This is a genomic window from Vibrio sp. 1727 (genome assembly GCF_033344415.1).
In the GTDB taxonomy this organism is placed as follows: Bacteria; Pseudomonadota; Gammaproteobacteria; order Enterobacterales; family Vibrionaceae; genus Vibrio; species Vibrio alginolyticus.
In genome coordinates this window covers 77,735-99,178 of record NZ_JAWPOT010000011.1, presented here as the reverse complement: position 1 = coordinate 99,178, position 21,444 = coordinate 77,735, and the positions used below count along the sequence as shown (strand labels likewise).

Genomic DNA, 21,444 nt, shown 5'->3' with positions numbered 1-21,444 from the left:
TTGACTATCTTAGTTATCATCTAGCGGATTTTTGAATTATAGGAATGTCATAATGAAACGAGTCGTAATCACCGGTATGGGTATTGTTTCAAGTATCGGTAACAACGTCGAAGAAGTTCTAGCGTCTCTTAAAGCGGGCAAATCTGGCATCACTGCATCTGAGCAGTTCAAAGAACACGGTCTTCGTTCGCAAGTATGGGGTGATCTAAAAATCAACCCGGCGGAACACATCGACCGTAAGCAGATGCGCTTTATGGGTGATGCGGCTGCTTATGCATACCTATCAATGGAGCAGGCAATCGCAGACGCTGGTCTTACAGAAGAACAGGTTTCAAACGATCGTACCGGTATCGTTGCAGGTTCTGGCGGTGCTTCTGCATACAATCAAACGGTAGCGACAGACACGATGCGTGCAAAAGGCGTAAAGCGAGTTGGTCCTTACATGGTTCCTCGTACTATGTCTTCTACTGTTTCTGCTTGTCTTGCTACGCCATTTAAGATTCGTGGCGTGAACTACTCAATGAGCTCTGCATGTGCAACATCTGCACACTGTATCGGCCATGCTATGGAGCTTATTCAACTAGGCAAACAAGATATTGTTTTTGCTGGTGGCGGCGAAGAGCTAGATTGGTCTCAAACTATGATGTTTGATGCGATGGGCGCACTGTCAACCAAATACAATGACACGCCAGACAAAGCATCTCGTACATACGATGCAGACCGTGACGGTTTTGTTATCTCGGGCGGCGGCGGCATGCTGGTTATTGAAGAACTAGAGCACGCACTGGCACGTGGTGCGAAAATCTACGGTGAAATCGTAGGTTACGGTGCGACATCAGATGGCTACGACATGGTAGCGCCATCAGGTGAAGGCGCAATTCGTTGTATGAAGATGGCGATGCAAGACGTTGATGGTGTGGATTACATCAACACGCACGGCACATCGACACCCGTTGGTGACGTGAAAGAGCTTGGTGCTATCCAACAATTGTTTGGTGAGAACAGCCCTGCAATCTCTGCAACAAAAGCAATGACTGGCCACGCACTCGGCGCAGCGGGCGTGCACGAAGCAATTTACTCAACACTTATGCTAGACAAAAACTTCATTGCTCCAAGCATCAATATTTCAAACTTGGACGAAGCAGCACAAGGTCTGGACATCGTGACAGAAGCACGTGATGCAGAGCTAACGACCGTAATGTCAAACAGCTTTGGCTTTGGCGGCACAAACGCAACTTTGGTTATTAAAAAGTACCAAGGTTAACTGAATTTGTTGGCGCCTTGCGAGAGTACTGTAAACGCCAACAATCCAGTTTCCAGAGCTTGATCAGTCACACTGATCGAACAGACGCAGACTCTATCCCATGGAGAGCGGGATAGGATCCTTTTGTTCTGGAACTTTGCCCGGCTATTTAGCCGGGCTTTTTCTTTTCTCTGTTTCTGCTTTTCTCTAGGCTTCCCGTCAATCGATTCTATAGGAGTTACCTCCTTGAGGTTTATTGGTGTTATATCTTGAGATTTTTCGGGAAAAGGGCACAATCGCTTTAGTTTCGCATCTTGCGAATAAACGAACTCTTACAAATGGATGTTAGAACGCTGGCGCTATGAAAATTATTGTTGATGAAAATATGCCGTATGCTGAAGAACTATTCAGCCAACTCGGTAACGTAATTCTAAAACCAGGTCGTACACTGACCGCCGATGATTTAGTGGATGTTGATGCCCTAATGATTCGCTCAGTCACCAAAGTGAATGCTGACCTGATCAGCAAAGCAAACAAGCTGAAGTTTGTTGGTACGGCCACGGCAGGCATGGATCATGTTGACCAAGCACTCTTAAAAGAGAAAGGCATTTTCTTCACTGCGGCGCCAGGGTGTAACAAAGTGGGTGTGGCGGAATACGCGTTCAGCGTGATGATGGTGCTCGCTCAGCAACAAGGTTTCTCGGTATTTGACAAGACGGTAGGTATTATTGGTGCAGGCCAAGTAGGTAGCTACCTAGAGAAATGTTTGAAAGGCATGGGTATTAAAGTTCTGATCAATGACCCATTCAAACAAGAGGCTGGTGATCCTCGTAGCTTTACTCCGCTGACAGAACTGATTGAAAGCTCAGACATCATTACACTACATACGCCAATCACCAAAGATGGCCCATACCCAACGCATCATTTGATTGATGAGAAGGTATTAAATGGTCTCCGCAGCGATCAAATTTTGATTAACGCGGCTCGAGGTCCCATCGTTGACAACGCTGCTTTGAAGCAACGTCTTTTGAAAAACGATGGCTTTACAGCGGCACTCGACGTATTTGAATTTGAACCAGAGGTTGATATGGAGCTTCTGCCTCTGCTAGCATTCGCAACCCCTCACGTTGCAGGCTACGGCTTGGAAGGGAAAGCTCGCGGTACAACGATGATTTTCAACAGCTACTGTGAGTTCTTAAATAACGAATTACGTGCGCATGCCAGCGATTTACTGCCAACCGCGCCTGTTCCTACTATGGTATTGGACAGAGCTTGGGACGAAGCAACACTGCATAACATCACGCAGTTAATCTATGATGTGCGTAGAGATGACGCTCTTTTCCGCCGTGAAATCAGTAAGCCAGGCGCTTTTGACCTGATGCGTAAAAACTACTGGGATCGCCGTGAATACAGCGCTGTCACGCTAGTGGGTAACAAAACATGTAACCTTGCTCCATTAGCAGAACTAGGTTTTCAGATTGAGGTAAGTCAATGAGCCAGCAATATAATGTTGCCATTTTAGGTGCGACCGGTGCGGTCGGTGAAACAATTTTGGATGTGCTTCAAGAGCGCAAATTCCCAGTAGGCGAAATCTTCCTACTCGCGAGTGAGCGCAGCGAAGGCAAGACTTACCGCTTCAATGGTAAAACGGTACGCGTTCAAAACGTAGAAGAGTTCGATTGGTCTCAAGCGCATATCGCACTGTTTTCTGCTGGTGGTGAGCTATCAGCCAAGTGGGCTCCAATTGCCGCTGATGAGGGCGTGATTGTTATCGACAATACATCACACTTCCGTTACGAGTACGACATTCCTCTTGTTGTGCCAGAAGTAAACCCAGAAGCGATTGCAGAGTTTCGTAACCGTAACATCATCGCGAACCCGAACTGTTCAACCATCCAAATGCTGGTGGCACTAAAACCAATTCACGATGCGGTGGGCATTGAGCGTATTAACGTATCAACTTACCAATCGGTGTCTGGTGCAGGCAAAGCGGGTATCGATGAGCTAGCAGGTCAAACGGCGAAGCTGCTAAACGGTCTGCCCGCAGACAAGAAGCAATTCTCTCAACAGATCGCGTTTAACTGTATTCCACAAATCGATCAGATGATGGAAAACGGCTACACCAAAGAAGAAATGAAAATGGTGTGGGAAACACAGAAGATCTTTAACGATCCATCAATCACAGTCAATCCAACGTGTGTACGTGTTCCTGTATTCTACGGTCACGCAGAAGCACTTCACATTGAGACTCGTTCACCTATCGATGCACAAGAAGTCGTTAACTTGCTTGAACAAACTGACGGTATCGAAGTGTTCCACGGTGAAGACTTCCCTACACAAGTTCGCGATGCGGGCGGTAAAGACCATGTAATGGTTGGCCGTATCCGTAACGATATCAGCCATCATAGTGGCGTAAATCTGTGGGTTGTTGCTGATAATGTGCGTAAAGGCGCGGCAACTAACGCGGTGCAAATCGCAGAAGTTCTGATCCGCGATTACTACTAAGTCGCTTACAGTTCATTTCAAAGCCTCGCACAGTGCGAGGCTTTTTTGTACGAACGAAACAAAATAGTGTGAGATTAGTACGAATATGGCGAGAGCCACACATTTTTTATTCTCAACGCTATAGTTTTGCATGCGATATCCGATATATTTAACCGATCACCATTTCAAATTGTATTTAGCACAAAACTGAGCCTTCTATGCGTCAAAATTATAAGCGTTTGTTAGCAGCCCTTGTGTTGATGAGCGCGACTCAGACATCATCAGTGGTTCAAGCCGAAGGAATTCGTCTTGTTGGACCGTCTGGTGAAGTGCAATCATCTCCGAGCTATGCTGAAGATATTGAGCGAGCATTACCTGCTCCTCCTGCGAATACTCAACCGTCACGTTTCTTTGGTCCGACTGGTGAAAATCAAACACTATGGTCGATCGCTTCGGAATTACGACCTTCACGCGGTGTTACCGTTCAACAAACGCTTCTTGCCATTTACCGAATTAACCCTCAAGCGTTTGAGAACCAAAACATTCATGAATTGATCCCAGGGAGTCGGCTACGAGTACCTTCTCTAGAGCAAGTGCAAAGCGCGACCACAGCGCAAGCTGTTGCGATTATGAAGGCGCATGAAGCTAAGTTAAAACAGCCGAAGCCGACAAATAGAGCGACGCCAGCACAACGAGTCACCGAGCAACCAAAGCCACAAATTAAAGTAGAACCCAAGCCTGCGACTAAGCCAGAGACAGTGGCAGCAACGGAGCCAAAACCAACTCCGAAAACAATACCCGTCATCCCTGCGCCACCAGTAACCACCTCTCCGCAGGGGGAAAAGCAGGTCAGTGCGCTAAAGGACAAACTTCAAGGCTCACAAAGTGAATTAGACTCATTAGAAGAGAAGAACCATCGTCTTCGATTGATGCTGTCAGAAGTGCAAAGCGAAGTCGAAACTTTGAAAAGCGAGCTGAATGACGAAGAACGCATTCGCTCGGAAGTCGAGAAGCTGCTTGCTGAAGAACGCCAGCGCCTTGCTGAACAACAACGCATGCAACCAAGCACCATGGACAAAATTTTGTCGAATGGTTGGCTTGTTGGTCTTGCGGCATTAATTCCTGGTGCTTTGATTGCGTTGCTAGTTGTTATGCTTCTTGGTCGACGCTCTAAAGCGAAAGAGGAAGATGCGGCTGCACAGGAACAGCAAAACGTTGATCCTCTTGCGGCGCCAATCGGTTTAGCGGCGGCGGATGAGCTGGATGAAGAGCTCACGCTTGATGATGAATTGTTTGCAGATGAAGATATCAACGCACAGTCTTTAGAAGAAGAGAAGTCAGATTTAGAAGAAGACGTCTTTGCTAACCTCGACGATGAAGAACTGGATTTCAATCTGGAAGGGGACGATGACCCATTTGCAGATATTGGCGATGACGGCGACCTAGATGTTGGTCTGGATGAGTTTGAGTCATCGAACAATGGTATCCAAGTCAACGGCGAAGAAAAAGCGCTTGGTTTAGAAGAAATGGAGCGAGCCTTAGATGAGGTTGCTCCAGAACTAGAAGTGCTCGATGACGATGAGTCTGGCTTCGATCTTTCGGATGATACGAATGAGAAATCAGACTCACTTTCAGACGACGCATTTGCCGAGTTACTTGCAGCCGATGAGCCGTCAGAAGAGTTACCAAGTGACACTGTCGACCAGGATATGCTTGATGACTTGTTTGCTGAACTCGGCAACGATGACTTCGATTTAGATACTGATGAGCCTGAGTTAAAACAGCCCGTTTCGGATGATGACTTTAGTGTTGGAGAGGCATCTGACGACGATATCGATAAGCTATTGGCCCAGTATGAACAACCGGCTAGTGAATCGGAAGTTCGAGAAGCTGACGCCAATGAAGGTCCTGTTCTAGATGAAAACAGTACAGAGCTACTCGATGAACTCATTGATTTTGATGAAGATGACACAGACGAGTTTGATCCACTAAACGAGCTAGAAGCAATCTCTGGTTTTGAAGGTGATGACTCGATCGAAGAGTTAGACGCAGATAGCACAGACTTACTGGATGAACTCATTGACGATGTTACCTCTGAACTTGATGAAGAGACTGAAGCTGATTTAGATCCGTTTGATGATCTGATTCGAGAGGACGAGAGCCCAGAGCAGAATAAATCGGAAGAGGAAGAGTTACTGAAATCACTTGGTTTTGGTGAATCAGACGCCGACGAAAAGCCATCTCCCGTAGTTGAGTCAGAACAAACTCATGAAGATCAGGACATTGAGTCTGGGTTGGACATCGACGCTTTATTAAGTGAAAGCCAGCCAGACACGCAACAAGCTGTAGAAGATCAACCATTAACCGAGCCAGAAGCTACTTCAGAGCCATTTAGCAGCGATGAATTTCTTGGTGATTTAGAGGACCTCTCACCAGAGAATGATCCTTTAATGAGCGAGCTAGACGACCTATTTGAGTCAGACAGTGAAGAGCTTCTGCCAACAGAACAAGAAAAAGCGGATTTTTCTGCTGAACTTGACGCTCTATTTGATAGTGAAGACGATTTACCGCAGCAAGTTGAAAAAACACAAGCTGAGATAGAGGAAGCTTCATCACTACAGCAAGAGGCTACCGATACTGATTCAACACAAGAACCATCCGTGGAGTCCGATGCTGAGGTACAGCCTCACGTTGAGCAAGAGGAAGACATTCCAGCCTTCACGCCGACACCAAATACAATAGAAAATGAATTCGGTGTTCCACAAGAAGAAGATTGGCTACTGGATGAGCCTGAATTGGAGCCGGAAACTGAGTCGACCAACGATTCAGAAGAAGAATTCAATTTTGATGAGCTAGATTTGCCAGAATTCAGTGAAGAAGATGCTCTAGCATCTATGGCTGGCGAACCTGCGTTAGAAACGTCCGAGTCCGTTGAGTCAGAACAGGTTGAAGCAGGCTTACCAACTGAATCAGAAGATGAATTCAATTTTGACGAGCTGGATCTTCCTGAGTTTAGTGAAGAAGACGCATTGGCGTCTATGGCGGATGAGCCGGAGTTAGAAACGTCCGAGTCCGTTAAACCAGAGCAAGTCGAAGCTGACTTACCAACCGAGTCCGAAGAAGAGTTCAATTTTGATGAGCTGGATCTTCCTGAGTTTAGTGAAGAAGACGCATTGGCGTCTATGACGGATGAGCCGGAGTTAGAAACGTCCGAGTCCGTTGAGCCAGAACAGGTTGAAGCAGACTTGCCAGCTGAATCAGAAGATGAAGTCAATTTTGATGAGATCGATTTGCCAGAGTTCAGTGAAGAAGATGCACTGGCGTCTATGGCTGGCGAACCTACGTTAGAAACGTCCGAGTCCGTTAAGCCAGAACAAGTTGAAGCCGACTTGTCAGCTGAGTCCGAAGAAGAGTTCAATTTTGACGAGCTGGATCTTCCTGAGTTTAGTGAAGACGACGCATTGGCGTCTATGGCTGGCGAACCTGCGTTAGAAACGTCCGAGTCCGTTGAGCCAGAACAAGTTGAAGCCGACTTGCCAACTGAGTCCGAAGAAGAGTTCAATTTTGATGAGCTCGATTTGCCAGAGTTCAGTGAAGAAGATGCACTGGCGTCTATGGCTGGCGAACCTGCGTTAGAAACGTCCGAGTCCGTTGAGCCAGAACAGGTTGAAGCCGACTTGCCAGCTGAGTCCGAAGAAGAGTTCAATTTTGATGAGCTCGATTTGCCAGAGTTCAGCGAAGAAGATGCCTTGGCGTCGATGGAAGAAGAGCCAGAATTACCGAGCTCTGAGACTGCAGATATAGAACCAATCTCCGGTGAGGATGAAGAGTTAAGTTTTGACGACCAAGATCTTCCAGAGTTCAATGAGGAAGATGTTCTCGCGTCAATGAACGAGGGTGCGCCAGAGAGCCCTAAGGTTGAAGCAGAGACATCGAGACCAGCTATTCAAGCCGATAACGATCATGATGCTTTGTTTGAAGTATTTGCGCAGCAAAACGGCTTTGATACTGACCCAGAAGTGCAGCCAACAGCGACAGAGGGTGAGCCGCTCAGTAATTTGGATGATGAATCATCAATGGCTAACCTTCTTGCGGAAGACGCAAACTCAGAAGTATTTGAAGGTAAACTAGACAGTGACACCATCGCAAGTGCAGGTATGGATTTTGAAACCATGCTTGATGTTGGAGATGATTGGGATGGCTTTAAACCCGCAGCTGATAACGTAAGTTCTACTGAAGAAGTGCCTGAGGACCAGCGTGATGTTTGGAATTCGAGTGATGCACTAAGTCAGCCAGAGATCGCGCAAGAAAACTGGGCAGAGCAAAGCGACTTGGATGACTTCGACCCGAAGAAAAATCAATTTATGACGATTGATGAATTGATGGCTCAGGTCGACAGAGAAGGTGGTGAGTTCGAAGAAGAAGACCTTAAGCTCGATGTCGGATTGAACGAGTTTCCAGATGTTATCGGTGAGATCGGCGATATTGACGTAGATAGCAATGCTGAAGCGGCTGGGAAACTGGATTTGGCTAAAATCTATCTCGAGATGAACGATTCTCAAGGGGCGATTAAACTACTAGAAGAGGCGATTGTTTACGGTGAGGATGATATTCGCCGCGAAGCAAAAAGCCTGATTGACGCCATTAATGGCCGATAAACCGAAACAAAAGGGTAGCGTTTGCTACCCTTTTTGTGTCCCGTTAGTATGATGCTACCTTTATGTCACCCTTGGTGAAACTGGCAACTTGAGGTGACTTGAGTATATACTTCCCGCCCCATTTTAGAGTTCGAAGGTTAAGATGAGAATCGCATTAGGTATCGAGTACAACGGTACAAACTACTTTGGTTGGCAGCGCCAAAGAGAAGTGAAAAGTGTCCAAGAAGAGCTAGAGAAAGCATTGTCCGTCGTCGCTAATCACCCAGTTGAAGTTCAGTGCGCTGGTCGGACAGACGCAGGCGTGCATGGCACGGGACAAGTTGTGCACTTTGATACCAACGTTACTCGAAAAATGGTAGCTTGGACCATGGGCGCAAACGCGAACATGCCGAGCGATATAGCGGTTCGTTGGGCTCAAGAAGTTTCAGATGATTTCCATGCAAGATTCTCAGCGACAGCGCGCCGTTATCGTTACATTATTTTCAATCATGCTTTACGTCCAGGCATCTTAAACTCGGGGGTTAGTCACTATCATGGTGAGCTCGACGAGAAAAAAATGCATGAAGCAGGGCAGTTCCTACTCGGCGAAAATGATTTTACGTCGTTTCGCGCGGCGCATTGTCAGTCTCGCAGTCCATTTCGAAACTTGATGCATCTGAACGTTACGCGCCATGGAAACTATGTGGTTATTGATATTAAAGCCAATGCGTTCGTGCATCATATGGTTCGTAATATCACGGGTAGCTTGATAAAAGTTGGACGTGGCGAAGAGAGTCCTGAATGGATCAAGTGGTTATTAGACGCCAAAGATCGCAAACTAGCGGGTGCGACAGCGAAAGCGGAAGGTCTGTACCTGGTAGATGTAGACTACCCAGAAGAGTTTGGGTTACCTGAAGTGCCGATCGGTCCACTGTTTTTACCAGATAATTTGAACTAATTTTACAAACTTATTTCAAAATATCGGTAGTGTTTACATTGAATGTGAACGGAAAACATACGCTATTTACGATATCAAAAATAGGTACAACCAGTTTTTTATCTACAGTAGCTGCAAGATATGGTTTAATCCGTCGGTATTATGTCGAATTTATATCTTTCGCAATGAAGCGGAAGAGTTGAGAGAAAAGGTCTTCCATGAGTTGGCTTGAAAAGATTTTAGAGAAAAGCAATCTAGTAAGTTCACGCAAAGCTTCTATCCCAGAAGGTGTGTGGACTAAATGTACCTCTTGTGAACAGGTTTTATACCATGCAGAGCTAGAGCGTAACTTAGAAGTTTGTCCAAAGTGTAACCATCACATGCGTATGAAAGCGCGTCGTCGTTTGGAAACATTTTTAGATGAAGGTAATCGAGTTGAATTAGGTTCTGAACTTGAGCCACAGGATAAACTGAAATTTAAAGATTCTAAGCGATACAAAGAGCGTATCTCTGCTGCACAAAAAAACAGCGGTGAGAAAGATGCGCTAGTTGTGATGCAGGGTGAATTGCTTGGTCTGCCGCTTGTGGCGTGTGCGTTTGAATTCTCCTTCATGGGTGGTTCAATGGGTTCAGTCGTTGGTGCTCGCTTTGTGAAAGCAGTGGATGCAGCCATTGAAAATAACTGTGCGCTTGTTTGTTTCTCAGCAAGTGGTGGTGCTCGTATGCAAGAGGCTTTAATGTCTCTTATGCAAATGGCAAAAACCAGTGCTGCGCTTGAGCGTTTATCAGAAAAAGGTCTGCCGTTTATTTCTGTTCTAACTGACCCTACAATGGGTGGTGTATCAGCAAGTTTGGCTATGTTGGGTGATATCAACATCGGTGAACCTAAGGCCCTCATTGGCTTTGCTGGTCGTCGTGTAATCGAGCAAACTGTACGTGAAGATCTTCCTGAAGGTTTCCAGCGTAGTGAGTTCCTACTTGATCACGGTGCTATTGATATGATCGTTGACCGTCGTGAAATGCGTCAGCGTGTGGGTGGTCTTATCGCTAAGATGACTAACCACAAGTCTCCTTTGGTGGTTTCGGTTAACGAATCTCCAAATGAAGAGCCATATTCTGTACCAGAAGCGGACGAAAAAGGGTAAAGTATCAACTAACATAAAAACCAAAGAATTTAATGGTTAAAGTTAGATGACCCAAAACCCAATTCCTCAAGCCACATCTTCATTAGAGATGTGGCTTGATTATTTAGCAAATATTCATTCCTCAGCAATTGATCTAGGCTTAGACCGTGTCCAAGCGGTAGCAAACAAAGCCAATCTTACCAAACCAGCTCCAACCGTAATCACCGTTGCCGGAACCAATGGCAAAGGCTCAACGTGTGCGTTAATGGAAGCCATTTTACTTGATGCTGGCTATTCAGTCGGTGTTTACAGTTCTCCGCACCTGATTCGTTACAACGAGCGTGTACGCATTAATGGCGTTGACGTTGTAGATGCAAAGCACTGTGAAGCATTCGATTATGTAGAAAAGCAGCGTGGTGATGTTAGCCTTAGCCTCTTTGAATTCGGTACGCTTGCTGCACTACGTATTTTCCAAGTAGAGAAAGTTGACGTTGTCTTACTTGAAGTAGGACTTGGCGGCCGTCTAGACGCCACTAACGTTGTTGACCATGATGTTTCTGTTATTACGAGCTTAGCGATCGATCATGTGGATTGGCTTAGTGATGACATCAATGTTATTGGTTTTGAAAAAGCGGGCATTTACCGTTCAGGGAAGCCAGCAATTTGTGGTCAACTAACGCCACCAGCGACCGTGGCGGCTCATGCTGACGATATTGGTTCTGAGTTCTTCCAAGTAGGTATTCAGTACGATTACCAACTAACTGATAATGGTTGGAAGTGGAGCAGTGGGGCATTTGAGTTAGAGGATTTACCAATCCCATCGCTACCATTACAAAATGCAGCCACTGCACTGATGGCACTAGGGGCTTCGGAATTGCAAATCACTGACATAAATATTGTCAATGGCTTGAATAATGCGCGTTTGGCGGGGCGTATGCAAGTACTGCATCACGAACCTGAAATAGTCCTTGATGTCGCTCATAACCCGCACTCTGCTGAGTATTTGGTAGAGAGAGTGAAGCAACAATATCTGGGTAAGAATATCCATATTGTGGTTGCAATGCTGCATGACAAGGACATTAAAGCAACCATTGAAGCTCTAACTCCAGTTGCAACACAATGGTATCCAGCGTCGCTTACTGGACCGAGAGCGGCGACCGCTGATGAATTGTGCCAATACTTACCTGATGGGCAAGTTCATTTTGAAAACCCTGTTGACGCCTTCGAGAGTGCGAGAAGCCACGCAAAGACAGGAGACGTTATTCTGGTGGTTGGCTCATTCCATACCGTCGGAGAGGTATTGGAACATTGGCAATCAAATAATAAATAAGTAAAGGTATTTTGATGGCAAGTAAATTCCAAAGTCGTTTAGTCGGCACCATCATTCTAGTCGCAGTCGGAGTCATTGTTCTTCCCGATGTGCTAGATGGTAAGAAACTGCACTACAAAGAAGAATTTGCCAGTATTCCTATCAAACCAGAACTTGATAGTGATGTGGAAAACTTCGAAATATTAGAGCCAGTGGAAGACGACATTACGTTACCGGATTCTCCGGTTGAAGCTGTAGTGCAAGAACGTGAGGATGCTCAAGTAGCCGTTTCTGAGCCCGAGCCAGTGCCAACATCTAAACCTGAGGTCATCAAACAACCAGAGCAAGTTGAGGTCGTCACTCGTCCTGTTCAAGAGAAAAATCAATATGAAGATTCAGCTTGGATCATTCAGTTGATGGCACTTAAGAATCACGAAAATGCTGTCGCGCTTGTCGCGGATTTGCAAAAGCGTGGTTATCAAGCTCACACAAAGAAAGAAAACGAGTTTACGAGAGTTATTGTTGGCCCTGATGTGTCAAAAAGTAAACTTGAACGACAAGTTCAAGAATTACAAAAAATTACAGGATCAAAAGGTCAATTGCTTAAATTTAAGCCATTAAATCCATAAGAAAACGTTTGCGTCGGCATTTTTTCTGTTAAAATGCGCGCCAACTTAAGATGAAGAAAAGATGAATTGGATAGATTTTATCATTTTAGGTGTGATCGGATTTTCAGCTCTGATCAGTTTAGTTCGCGGTTTTGCTAAAGAAGCTTTGTCTTTGGTGATTTGGTTCGGAGCGTTTTTTATCTCCAGTAATTACTATGCCAAATTGGCGGTGTACTTCACCAACATCGAAGATGATATGTTTCGTAACGGAGCGGCGATTGCGGCGTTATTTGTCGCAACCTTGGTAGTTGGTGCAGTGGTGAATTACGTCATTGGTCAACTGGTACAAAAAACAGGGCTATCAGGTACGGACCGAATTCTCGGGATTGTATTTGGTGGTCTACGCGGAGTCTTAATTGTTTCTGCGGTGCTGTTTTTTATGGATGCGTTTACTGCATTCCCAAGCTCGGATTGGTGGAAAGATTCACAGTTGATCCCTGAGTTCAGCCGTATCATCGCCCCATTCTTCGAGCATTTACAAGCAACATCAAGTTTTCTGTCTGGCACTATCTAGTAGTGCCAGCTACTGTCGCAAATCGAGGATTAGGACATGTGTGGTATTGTTGGAATCGTGGGCACAACGCCTGTAAACCAGTCTATTTATGACGCGTTAACGGTGTTACAGCATCGTGGCCAAGATGCCGCTGGTATTTGTACCATAGAAAGCAATCGTTTTCGTCTGCGTAAGGCGAACGGTTTAGTCAAGGATGTATTTGAAGCAAGACACATGCAGCGCCTGCAAGGCGAGGTCGGAATTGGTCATGTTCGTTACCCTACAGCAGGCAGTTCAAGCGCTTCAGAAGCTCAACCTTTCTACGTAAACTCTCCTTTCGGTATTACACTTGCCCACAACGGTAACTTGACCAACGCTAACGAAGTTCGTCAGAAGCTGTTTGAAAAAGATCGCCGTCATATCAATACCACTTCAGACTCTGAAGTATTACTAAATGTACTGGCGCACGAAATTGACTCAGTAAAAGGAAATGTCACGACCGAAGACGTATTCCGCGCAGTCACCAATGTTCATCGCACAATTCGCGGTGCTTATGCTGTGACAGCTATGATCATTGGTCATGGTATGATTGCATTTCGTGACCCACACGGTATTCGCCCGCTGTGTTTAGGTAAGCGTGAAGTTAACGGCAGAGCAGAGTACATGGTTGCGTCTGAATCGGTGGCATTGGATGCGGTCGGTTTTGATTTCGTCCGTGATGTTGCACCTGGTGAAGCGATTTACGCAACGTTTGACGGTGAGCTTTACACGAAGCAGTGTGCAGATAATCCTAAGCTTAACCCTTGTATTTTCGAGTTCGTGTACTTTGCTCGTCCAGATTCGTTCATCGATAAAATTTCGGTATACAGCGCTCGCGTTGAAATGGGTAAAAAGCTGGGCGAACGTATTCGTGAAGATTACGCAAACCTTGATATCGATGTTGTCATTCCTATCCCTGAAACGTCTTGCGACATTGCACTGCAAATCGCTCAAGCGATCGATATCCCTTATCGCCAAGGTTTCGTGAAAAACCGTTATGTTGGACGTACCTTTATCATGCCTGGCCAGCAACAACGTAAGAAATCAGTACGTCGCAAGTTGAATGCTATTCGTTCGGAATTCAAAGGTAAGAATGTGTTGCTGGTGGATGACTCTATTGTTCGTGGTACAACGTCAGAGCAGATTATTGAGATGGCTCGTGATTCTGGTGCCAAGAAAGTGTACATGGTCTCAGCGGCTCCTGAAGTTCGTTTCCCGAACGTATATGGCATTGATATGCCAAGTGCTACAGAGCTTATTGCCCATGGCCGTGACAACGATACAATTTGTAAGCAGATTGGTGCCGATGCGCTTATTTATCAACGTCTAGAAGATTTGGTAGAGGCAGTCGGTCTTGGAAACCAAGATATTACTCAGTTCGATACATCCGTGTTTAACGGGGAATATGTAACGGGTGATATTGACCAACGATACCTAGATTTTTTAGATGGTCTTCGTAACGATGATGCGAAAACACAACTTGAAATCCAACAGGACTTAGCAAATCTAGAGCTTCATAACGAAGGCGCATAGGATGCGCTTTCTTAAGTCGTAAAAAAACCAGAGCTTCGGCTCTGGTTTTTTGTTTTCGCTATCTAGTTAGTGAATGTTATAAGCGATCACAAAGTCAATAAAGAGGCGAACTTTCTCTGGCAGGTGGTCTTTGTGGTTGTAAAGCATATAAATGTCGCGCGGGTTTGCACTCCAATCTGGCAGTACGCGTACCAAATCGCCGCTCTCGATGTACTCTTTGATCATGACATCTGGCATTAGTGTGATGCCTAAACCTTCGGAGCAAGCACTGCGCACCACATTGAGCGCGTTTGCTTGAAAACGACCACGATCAACATTCACCACAGACTCGCCTTTGCTATTAATCAAGGTCCACTTAATAAGCGGGTACCCTTTTAGCAATGAATGGTTAGAGAGCTCTTCTGCATGATGAGGCGCAGGATTCGAGGTTAGATAGTCAGGGCTTGCAACGAGAATATCCTTCACTTCGCCAATCTTACGCGCGATGAGGCTAGAGTCGCGTTGCGGTCCCACTCGAAAAATTACATCCCATTCAGTAGGGTCAAGCTTGTCCGCATTATTCTCTGTCGTTAGCTCAATGTTGATGTCCGGGTACTGCTTCATAAAGCTGTTGAACATCGGCATCATCATTCGTTTAGTTAAGTTATAAGGCGCGGATATCTTAATCTTGCCGGATGCTCCTCGGCAGTCGTCAGTGATTTCCTCTGCCGCAGTTGTTAGCCTTTGTAGTAAAGGAGAGCACTCATGGTAAAAACGTTCCCCTGCTTCAGTGAGCGAAAGTTTGCGAGCATGACGGTTCAATAGTCGAAGATTGACAGAGTCTTCTAGCGCTTGAATGCGTCGGGTGATGGTCGCAACCGGGATCATGGTTTTTCGCGAAGTTGCGGTGTAGCTCCCATTTTCGACAACCAGTCGAAACAGGTTTAAGTCATCTAATTTCATATTTCCAGACACATTAAATTACCGATTACGGTTAATTTATAATTAACTTTGTGATCAAAGCTTGCTTTAAGTCAACATGTTGCATCATTTGAACACAGCAACCCTGTTTGAGTAAATACTGTTATACGCCGTAATATTTGTATTAATGCAGTTTCCGAGCTAAGTTTTATAACAAGGCGAAGCGGCCTCAGGTCTTGCTGTGACACGTTTTGCTGGAAGTAAACACAACAAAAATAATGACTTAATAATAAATCTGTTTTTTTGACTGAGCTTTGTGAGGGATAAAGGTATGTTTAAGACTCACAGTCAAACGGCAATGGTCTCGGCACAGGAAGTGATTAATCAAAAACTAATAATGTTGGTGGACGATGATCCAATATTTCGTAAAGTAACCAATGCCTATTTAGAAAGTCAGGGTTTTAAAGTAGTAGAAGCAGAAAACGGCCTAGAAGCGCTTCAACAACTCAGGGAATGCCAACCCGATCTTATCTTATGTGATTTATCGATGCCGGTCTTAGATGGTATCGAGTTCGTCGAAGAAGTTAGTCTCGAATACCCATATATGCCGCTTATCGTGGTATCAGGCACGGATGAAATGTCCGATGTCGCGAAAGCGTTGCGATTTGGTATTAAAGATTTTCTTCCTAAACCGATAGGTAATTATGAGCACCTATCTCAGGCGATAGAGAATACGCTAGAAGATACCGATAGCCACTTCTCAGAACAACGTGACTTTTCAAGTCAGTGGTTCAGGGTTGATGATGGTGGTGAAATCCCAGATGAACAAGAGCTGTATTGGCATCTGGAATATTTACAACAGAATCCGAGTGCGGCAAGAGATTTACTGCAAGCGCTATTGCCAGAGAAGGATGCTGCTCAGGGAGATTGGCGCTGCTCGTACCGTTTATTGCAATCGACGGATGTGATGCCCTTGGTTTTCGATTATCGTTGGTTAATGAATGGTCAATTTGCGTTTTATCTCGTTGATTCTGCTTCCCAAGCTAATGATGGAGTTGCGACGACATTGCTCGTTAGGGCATTGTTTGACGATTATCTCCGTAACTTGAAAAGTTTCAGTGCTGATCTCAAGGACATGGTAGGGATCATTGAAAAAGGAATTGAGTGTTCGGAGTGTGCGGGTGCAGTCAATGCTGTGTTTGGTGTCGCCGACCTCGCTTCATCCTCGGTCTCTATATTGCCTGCGGGTTTAGATAGCCATTGGTCTGACGGAAATACGAATCAACACATCGCAGCAGGTAACCGTTTAGGGGGAGGAAGTATGAAAAACTTCATCACCCGCGATTTACCGCTTAGTGTTGCAGGACAGTTGTCTATCGGGTGTTTAGGTTCTTCAAGTTTTAGTTTAAGTATTACCCGGAAATCCCGACTAGTATAATTATGACTTGCAAACCAATAAGCAGCGTCCTTACGCTGCTTATTATCTTTTTAGAACCACCAAAACAACATACGTTTAGTTCAATAACCTTACTTTTTACTGGTGTTTAGATTTGGCTGTTTAATGTATAGTCAGCGCTTAAAACAATAATGACCCATTTGTGCAACGATAATTTAACGCTGTGCCTTGGGAGAAGCAAAGTCAACTAGTGAGAAGACACATCATGGCAGACAAAGATTTTAAAGAGCCTTATAATATTTTTTACTTTTTAGGTTTTATTGCAGTTCTTTTGATCCCAACACTTCCTGCAACGCTAACCTGGTTTCGTGTAATGAATGGTTACGCAGGCTTTTAATCTAGCTATTTTGTACCGGAGTTCACCATTCGTATTAAGCGTTACTTTTTCAATACTGTTGGTGGACTCTGTATTGTGCTCGGCATAGCCGGCATAGCCCTTCCACTTTTACCCACCACACCTTTTATTTTGCTTGCTAGCGCATGTTTTATGCGTGGTAGCCCCGCATTTCATCAATGGTTACATAACCACAAAACGTTTGGACCCATTCTCGACAATTGGCATAAGCATCGGGCTGTTACTTCAAAAGTAAAAAAGCGTGGTGCGATTTTTATTGCGCTTAGTTTCATGGTTTCAATCGTTGTTGTCCCCCTCGTTTGGGTAAAAATTGGTCTTTTAGTGATGCTAATCGTTTTACTCAGCTGGTTTATGCGTCTGCCTGTGATTGAGTTGGTTGCTGACCGAGAAGAAAATCACTAAGATTGTAGAGAATAGTGTGCCCGCTCTTCGAGTGGGCGTTTGTATTTTCAGCGCCTGTGACTTTTACGAAAATAAGCACATAGTGGTGAAAACCTATTGTTCGTTGCCCTCGTGATACTGCGATTAGAGAGGGCGATGAGCCAATCTAAGTAAATCGGTATTATGACTACAGAAACAATTTCACTGATCAAATCTAGCATCAAAAGCATCCAAGACTACCCAAAGCCAGGCATTCTATTTCGTGATGTGACGAGCCTTCTTGAAGACGCGAAAGCATACCAAGCGACGATCAACTTACTTGTTGAACGTTACAAAGATATGGGCTTTACCAAGGTTGTGGGTACGGAAGCTCGTGGCTTTCTATTTGGCGCGCCTTTAGCGCTTGAGCTAGGTGTTGGTTTTGTACCAGTGCGTAAACCAGGCAAGCTACCACGCCCTACTGTTGCTCAATCTTATGAGCTTGAATACGGCGTTGATACACTAGAAATCCATACAGATGCCATCGTTGAAGGCGACAAAGTACTGGTTGTCGACGATTTATTGGCAACGGGCGGTACTATTGAAGCGACGACTAAGCTGATTCGCCAACTGGGTGGTGAAGTTGAGCACGCTGCCTTCGTTATCAACCTACCAGAAATCGGTGGCGATAAACGTTTAGAAGCACTAGGTCTAAACGTGTACAGCATCTGCGATTTTGAAGGACATTAATACATTCAATGAGTTATTTAGCTTTAGCGCGAAAATGGCGTCCTAATCAGTTTGACCAAGTTGTCGGACAAAAACATGTCCTGACGGCGTTGGAAAACGCACTGGCGCAAAACCGTTTACACCATGCTTATCTGTTCAGCGGGACTCGTGGTGTGGGTAAAACGAGTATCGGTAGGCTGTTTGCCAAAGGCTTGAACTGCGAAACCGGCATTACCGCGACACCTTGTGGTAAGTGTGATACTTGTCGTGAAATTGATGAAGGTCGCTTTGTCGATCTTCTTGAAATCGACGCAGCATCACGTACTAAAGTTGAAGACACTCGTGAACTGTTAGACAACGTTCAATACAAACCTGCTCGTGGACGTTTTAAAGTGTACCTCATCGATGAGGTGCACATGCTATCGCGTCACTCTTTCAATGCGTTGTTGAAAACCCTGGAAGAGCCGCCAGAGTATGTGAAGTTCTTACTCGCAACAACTGATCCACAAAAGCTGCCTGTCACTATATTGTCGCGTTGTCTTCAGTTTCATCTGAAACCAATCAGCGTTGATGATATTCACCAGCAACTTGATTACATCCTAGGTCAAGAGCAAGTTTCAGCAGAGCCAAAAGCGTTGGGTATGATCTCACATGCTGCAGATGGCAGTATGCGTGATGCTCTTAGCTTGACTGATCAAGCAATTGCTTTAGGTAACGGTGCGGTGCAAACCGATATTGTCAGCCACATGTTGGGGACGATTGATACCGACCAAGCGATTCACTTACTAGAGTCAATCAGCAGCAAGCAACCTCAACAAGCCATGGATAAAATCCAGCAATTAGCAGCAAATGGTGTCGAGTGGGATGGTTTGTTGCAGCAAGTCGCAACACAGTTACACCGAATTGCGATGTATCAAGCGTTGCCCGCATCGTTAGACCGAGCCCAACCAGATGCAGAGAAAATTGAGCTGTTGAGTAAAGCTCTAAGCCCGCAAGACGTTCAGCTTTACTATCAAATTGCATTGAAAGGTCGTGAAGATTTGACCCTCTCGCCAAATGGGCGAGTCGGTTTGGAAATGATTGTGCTGCGTATGATGGCGTTCCGCCCATCAAATAACAGTGGGGCAAATGTTGTTTCTAGTAACTGCGAGCCAGCGTCATCTCCGGCTCAAAGTACCAGTCAACCAAAGGCTGCGCCAGCTCAGACAGCCGCGGCTCCTCGAGCTCAGCAGCCGAGTCCAGCACAAAGCACACCACAAGCGGCGCCTCAACCTTCATCCAGTTCGCAACCTGAGTATCAAGCGAGTGGATATGAGACGGTTCCACCACAGTATGATATGGCGCCGCCGATGAGCGAAAACCCAGCGCCGCAACATGAAACGCCACCTCAACAAGTGCAAGAGAGCGTTTCAACACCAGCGCGCGGCGGTCTAAGCGGTTTGCGTCACCAATTACGTTCTCAGCGTCAAGGCCTACAACAGAACACTCCTCAAAATGGTGGCTCAAAAAAGCCTAAAGCGGCATCTGCACAACCAGAATCGGTTATCGACCGAGTAGCGCAATTGCATGGCAATTCCGCGCAGGTGTCGCCAAACTCAGCTCCGAAGTCGACGGAGCCACAAGTTGAGGAAGCGTATCGCTGGCGTCCAAGCAAGCCTGTTGAGACAAAAGTAAATACAAAACTGACACCTACGCAGCTCAAGCAGGCACTTGAGCATGAGAAAACGCCTGAAATGGCACAAAAGCTCATCGATGAGTCATTAGAACATAATGAATGGGCGAAGCTAATCAGCTTAATGGAGATCCCTAAGCTGGTAGAGCAACTTGCGCTAAACTCTCATTATAGTAAGGAAGGAACAACCGTTTCGTTACTATTGAGAAGCAGCCAAGCTCATTTGAATACTGATAGAGCTCAAGCCGAATTGCTTAAAGCACTTAATACCGTGTTGGGTGAAGAGTGCCACATGAGCATCGAAATAGGGGAGAGTGGAGAAACACCACTTGAACTGAGAGATAGGCTCTACCAAGAGAAATTACAGCAAGCGCTGAACAGTTTAGAAAACGATCCAAATGTTCAATTTATTGAACGTCGTTTTGCTGCAGAGCTTGATAAAGATAGTGTGCGCCCTATCTAATAATCGAATGGAATGGGGTTGAAAACCCAAAGGTATAACCCCATTAATTGATGCAACACCTCATTAAACCAGAGAGATAAACATGTTTGGTAAAGGCGGTATGGGCAACCTAATGAAGCAAGCCCAGCAAATGCAAGATCGCATGCAAAAGCTTCAAGAAGAAATCGCGAATATGGAAGTAACTGGCGAGTCTGGTGCTGGCCTAGTTAAAGTTACTATCACTGGTAGCCACAGCGTACGTCGTGTTGACATCGATGAAAGTTTGATGGAAGACGACAAAGAAATGCTTGAAGATCTGATCGCTGCGGCGTTCAACGATGCAGCCCGTCGTGTTGAAGAAACTCAAAAAGAGAAAATGGCTTCTGTAACTGGCGGTATGCAACTACCACCAGGCATGAAAATGCCATTCTAATCTGCTGATATTTAATTAAGCGGACTTTTAATGCGTACCAGTCATATGCTGGAGCAATTGATGGAGGCCTTACGTTGTCTACCTGGGGTTGGCCCCAAGTCAGCGCAGCGTATGGCCTTTCATTTGTTACAGCGCGATAGAAAAGGCGGTTTGCAGCTTGCAGATGCGCTGAGTCAGGCAATGACAGAAATAGGTCATTGTACTGAGTGTCGAACCTTCACCGAAGAAGAAGTCTGTCACATTTGTACCAACCCAAAACGCCAAGAAAATGGTCAAATTTGTGTGGTAGAAAGCCCGGCAGACATCGCAGCCGTTGAAGCAACAGGCCAATATTCTGGTCGGTATTTTGTTCTTATGGGGCATTTGTCGCCATTAGATGGTATTGGTCCAAGTGATATTGGATTGGATGTCCTTGATTACCGCTTACGTCGCGGTGATATTACCGAAGTGATTTTGGCGACAAACCCAACAGTTGAAGGTGAAGCCACTGCCCACTACATCGCAGAGCTATGTAAAGAGCACCAAGTTGATGCCAGCCGCATCGCGCATGGTGTGCCTGTCGGTGGGGAGCTAGAGCTTGTTGATGGCACGACGTTGTCACATTCGCTATTAGGTCGACACAGAATTTAA

18 protein-coding genes are annotated in these 21,444 nt (G+C 45.5%); 17 read left to right on the top strand and 1 reads right to left on the bottom strand.

The window, feature by feature from the left end; genetic code table 11:
• Positions 1 to 52: 52 nt before the first annotated feature.
• The 10 genes from fabB (at position 53) to purF (ending at position 14,467) form a co-directional block, all read left to right on the top strand.
• Positions 53 to 1,264 carry a beta-ketoacyl-ACP synthase I gene (gene fabB, locus R8O10_RS12280; protein ID WP_005380557.1) on the top strand — a complete coding sequence of 404 codons (1,212 nt, stop codon included), beginning with the start codon at positions 53 to 55 and terminating at the stop codon, positions 1,262 to 1,264.
• Positions 1,265 to 1,604: 340 nt separating this feature from the next.
• The gene (locus R8O10_RS12275; RefSeq protein ID WP_005380560.1) at positions 1,605 to 2,738 is read left to right on the top strand and encodes a 4-phosphoerythronate dehydrogenase; all 1,134 of its coding nucleotides are present in this window, start codon (positions 1,605 to 1,607) and stop codon (positions 2,736 to 2,738) included.
• A complete protein-coding gene (locus tag R8O10_RS12270; RefSeq protein ID WP_005380562.1) occupies positions 2,735 to 3,748 on the top strand; it encodes an aspartate-semialdehyde dehydrogenase in 1,014 nt (337 codons plus the stop codon). The genes R8O10_RS12275 and R8O10_RS12270 overlap by 4 nt, the downstream gene beginning before the upstream one ends.
• A 197-nt stretch (positions 3,749 to 3,945) precedes the next feature.
• Positions 3,946 to 8,385, top strand: a complete 4,440-nt coding sequence (locus R8O10_RS12265) for a FimV/HubP family polar landmark protein (protein WP_318191438.1) — start codon at positions 3,946 to 3,948, stop codon at positions 8,383 to 8,385.
• A 142-nt stretch (positions 8,386 to 8,527) separates the two neighbouring features.
• Positions 8,528 to 9,322: a tRNA pseudouridine(38-40) synthase TruA gene (truA, locus tag R8O10_RS12260; RefSeq protein ID WP_033907367.1), complete on the top strand. Its 795-nt coding sequence runs from the start codon at positions 8,528 to 8,530 to the stop codon at positions 9,320 to 9,322.
• Between the two features lie 197 nt (positions 9,323 to 9,519).
• Positions 9,520 to 10,446: an acetyl-CoA carboxylase, carboxyltransferase subunit beta gene (accD, locus tag R8O10_RS12255; protein ID WP_005380583.1), complete on the top strand. Its 927-nt coding sequence runs from the start codon at positions 9,520 to 9,522 to the stop codon at positions 10,444 to 10,446.
• A 46-nt stretch (positions 10,447 to 10,492) separates the two neighbouring features.
• Positions 10,493 to 11,755, top strand: a complete 1,263-nt coding sequence (gene folC, locus R8O10_RS12250) for a bifunctional tetrahydrofolate synthase/dihydrofolate synthase (RefSeq protein ID WP_318191437.1) — start codon at positions 10,493 to 10,495, stop codon at positions 11,753 to 11,755.
• Positions 11,756 to 11,769: 14 nt separating this feature from the next.
• Positions 11,770 to 12,363: an SPOR domain-containing protein gene (locus R8O10_RS12245; protein WP_005380588.1), complete on the top strand. Its 594-nt coding sequence runs from the start codon at positions 11,770 to 11,772 to the stop codon at positions 12,361 to 12,363.
• A 61-nt stretch (positions 12,364 to 12,424) separates the two neighbouring features.
• Positions 12,425 to 12,916 (top strand): CvpA family protein, encoded by a 492-nt coding sequence (locus R8O10_RS12240; RefSeq protein ID WP_005380590.1) that lies wholly within the window; start codon positions 12,425 to 12,427, stop codon positions 12,914 to 12,916.
• Positions 12,917 to 12,952: 36 nt separating this feature from the next.
• On the top strand, positions 12,953 to 14,467 hold the full coding sequence (gene purF, locus R8O10_RS12235) for an amidophosphoribosyltransferase (RefSeq protein WP_213966707.1): 1,515 nt from the start codon (positions 12,953 to 12,955) through the stop codon (positions 14,465 to 14,467).
• Between the two features lie 66 nt (positions 14,468 to 14,533).
• Here purF and R8O10_RS12230 read toward each other — a convergent pair whose 3' ends face one another.
• Positions 14,534 to 15,409: a LysR family transcriptional regulator gene (locus tag R8O10_RS12230; protein WP_005384959.1), complete on the bottom strand. Its 876-nt coding sequence runs from the start codon at positions 15,407 to 15,409 to the stop codon at positions 14,534 to 14,536.
• A 289-nt stretch (positions 15,410 to 15,698) separates the two neighbouring features.
• On the opposite strand from R8O10_RS12230, the gene R8O10_RS12225 reads away from it, so the two are divergent.
• The 7 genes from R8O10_RS12225 (at position 15,699) to recR (ending at position 21,444) form a co-directional block, all read left to right on the top strand.
• Entirely contained in the window at positions 15,699 to 16,805 is a 1,107-nt protein-coding gene (locus R8O10_RS12225) for a response regulator (protein ID WP_005380606.1), read from the top strand.
• A 223-nt stretch (positions 16,806 to 17,028) separates the two neighbouring features.
• On the top strand, positions 17,029 to 17,160 hold the full coding sequence (locus tag R8O10_RS12220) for a hypothetical protein (protein ID WP_262637871.1): 132 nt from the start codon (positions 17,029 to 17,031) through the stop codon (positions 17,158 to 17,160).
• 33 nt (positions 17,161 to 17,193) lie between these two features.
• The gene (locus R8O10_RS12215) at positions 17,194 to 17,580 is read left to right on the top strand and encodes a YbaN family protein (RefSeq protein WP_080276930.1); all 387 of its coding nucleotides are present in this window, start codon (positions 17,194 to 17,196) and stop codon (positions 17,578 to 17,580) included.
• Between the two features lie 162 nt (positions 17,581 to 17,742).
• Entirely contained in the window at positions 17,743 to 18,288 is a 546-nt protein-coding gene (gene apt / locus R8O10_RS12210; protein ID WP_005380615.1) for an adenine phosphoribosyltransferase, read from the top strand.
• A gap of 8 nt (positions 18,289 to 18,296) precedes the next feature.
• Positions 18,297 to 20,402, top strand: coding sequence for a DNA polymerase III subunit gamma/tau (gene dnaX, locus R8O10_RS12205; protein WP_017820796.1), 2,106 nt, complete (start codon positions 18,297 to 18,299; stop codon positions 20,400 to 20,402).
• Positions 20,403 to 20,484: 82 nt separating this feature from the next.
• Positions 20,485 to 20,814 carry a YbaB/EbfC family nucleoid-associated protein gene (locus R8O10_RS12200; protein WP_005380618.1) on the top strand — a complete coding sequence of 110 codons (330 nt, stop codon included), beginning with the start codon at positions 20,485 to 20,487 and terminating at the stop codon, positions 20,812 to 20,814.
• A 30-nt stretch (positions 20,815 to 20,844) separates the two neighbouring features.
• Positions 20,845 to 21,444, top strand: a complete 600-nt coding sequence (recR, locus tag R8O10_RS12195) for a recombination mediator RecR (protein WP_005380619.1) — start codon at positions 20,845 to 20,847, stop codon at positions 21,442 to 21,444.

What these genes read in the sequence shown, in the direction of transcription:
- accD (WP_005380583.1), top strand. Translation starts at nt 9,520, where the DNA reads ATGAGTTGGCTTGAAAAGATTTTAGAGAAAAGCAATCTAGTAAGTTCA.
- fabB (WP_005380557.1), top strand. Translation starts at nt 53, where the DNA reads ATGAAACGAGTCGTAATCACCGGTATGGGTATTGTTTCAAGTATCGGT.
- R8O10_RS12230 (WP_005384959.1), bottom strand. Translation starts at nt 15,409, where the DNA reads ATGAAATTAGATGACTTAAACCTGTTTCGACTGGTTGTCGAAAATGGG.
- R8O10_RS12270 (WP_005380562.1), top strand. Translation starts at nt 2,735, where the DNA reads ATGAGCCAGCAATATAATGTTGCCATTTTAGGTGCGACCGGTGCGGTC.
- dnaX (WP_017820796.1), top strand. Translation starts at nt 18,297, where the DNA reads ATGAGTTATTTAGCTTTAGCGCGAAAATGGCGTCCTAATCAGTTTGAC.
- R8O10_RS12220 (WP_262637871.1), top strand. Translation starts at nt 17,029, where the DNA reads ATGGCAGACAAAGATTTTAAAGAGCCTTATAATATTTTTTACTTTTTA.
- R8O10_RS12200 (WP_005380618.1), top strand. Translation starts at nt 20,485, where the DNA reads ATGTTTGGTAAAGGCGGTATGGGCAACCTAATGAAGCAAGCCCAGCAA.
- R8O10_RS12240 (WP_005380590.1), top strand. Translation starts at nt 12,425, where the DNA reads ATGAATTGGATAGATTTTATCATTTTAGGTGTGATCGGATTTTCAGCT.
- apt (WP_005380615.1), top strand. Translation starts at nt 17,743, where the DNA reads ATGACTACAGAAACAATTTCACTGATCAAATCTAGCATCAAAAGCATC.
- purF (WP_213966707.1), top strand. Translation starts at nt 12,953, where the DNA reads ATGTGTGGTATTGTTGGAATCGTGGGCACAACGCCTGTAAACCAGTCT.
- folC (WP_318191437.1), top strand. Translation starts at nt 10,493, where the DNA reads ATGACCCAAAACCCAATTCCTCAAGCCACATCTTCATTAGAGATGTGG.
- recR (WP_005380619.1), top strand. Translation starts at nt 20,845, where the DNA reads ATGCGTACCAGTCATATGCTGGAGCAATTGATGGAGGCCTTACGTTGT.
- R8O10_RS12275 (WP_005380560.1), top strand. Translation starts at nt 1,605, where the DNA reads ATGAAAATTATTGTTGATGAAAATATGCCGTATGCTGAAGAACTATTC.
- R8O10_RS12245 (WP_005380588.1), top strand. Translation starts at nt 11,770, where the DNA reads ATGGCAAGTAAATTCCAAAGTCGTTTAGTCGGCACCATCATTCTAGTC.
- truA (WP_033907367.1), top strand. Translation starts at nt 8,528, where the DNA reads ATGAGAATCGCATTAGGTATCGAGTACAACGGTACAAACTACTTTGGT.
- R8O10_RS12225 (WP_005380606.1), top strand. Translation starts at nt 15,699, where the DNA reads ATGTTTAAGACTCACAGTCAAACGGCAATGGTCTCGGCACAGGAAGTG.
- R8O10_RS12265 (WP_318191438.1), top strand. Translation starts at nt 3,946, where the DNA reads ATGCGTCAAAATTATAAGCGTTTGTTAGCAGCCCTTGTGTTGATGAGC.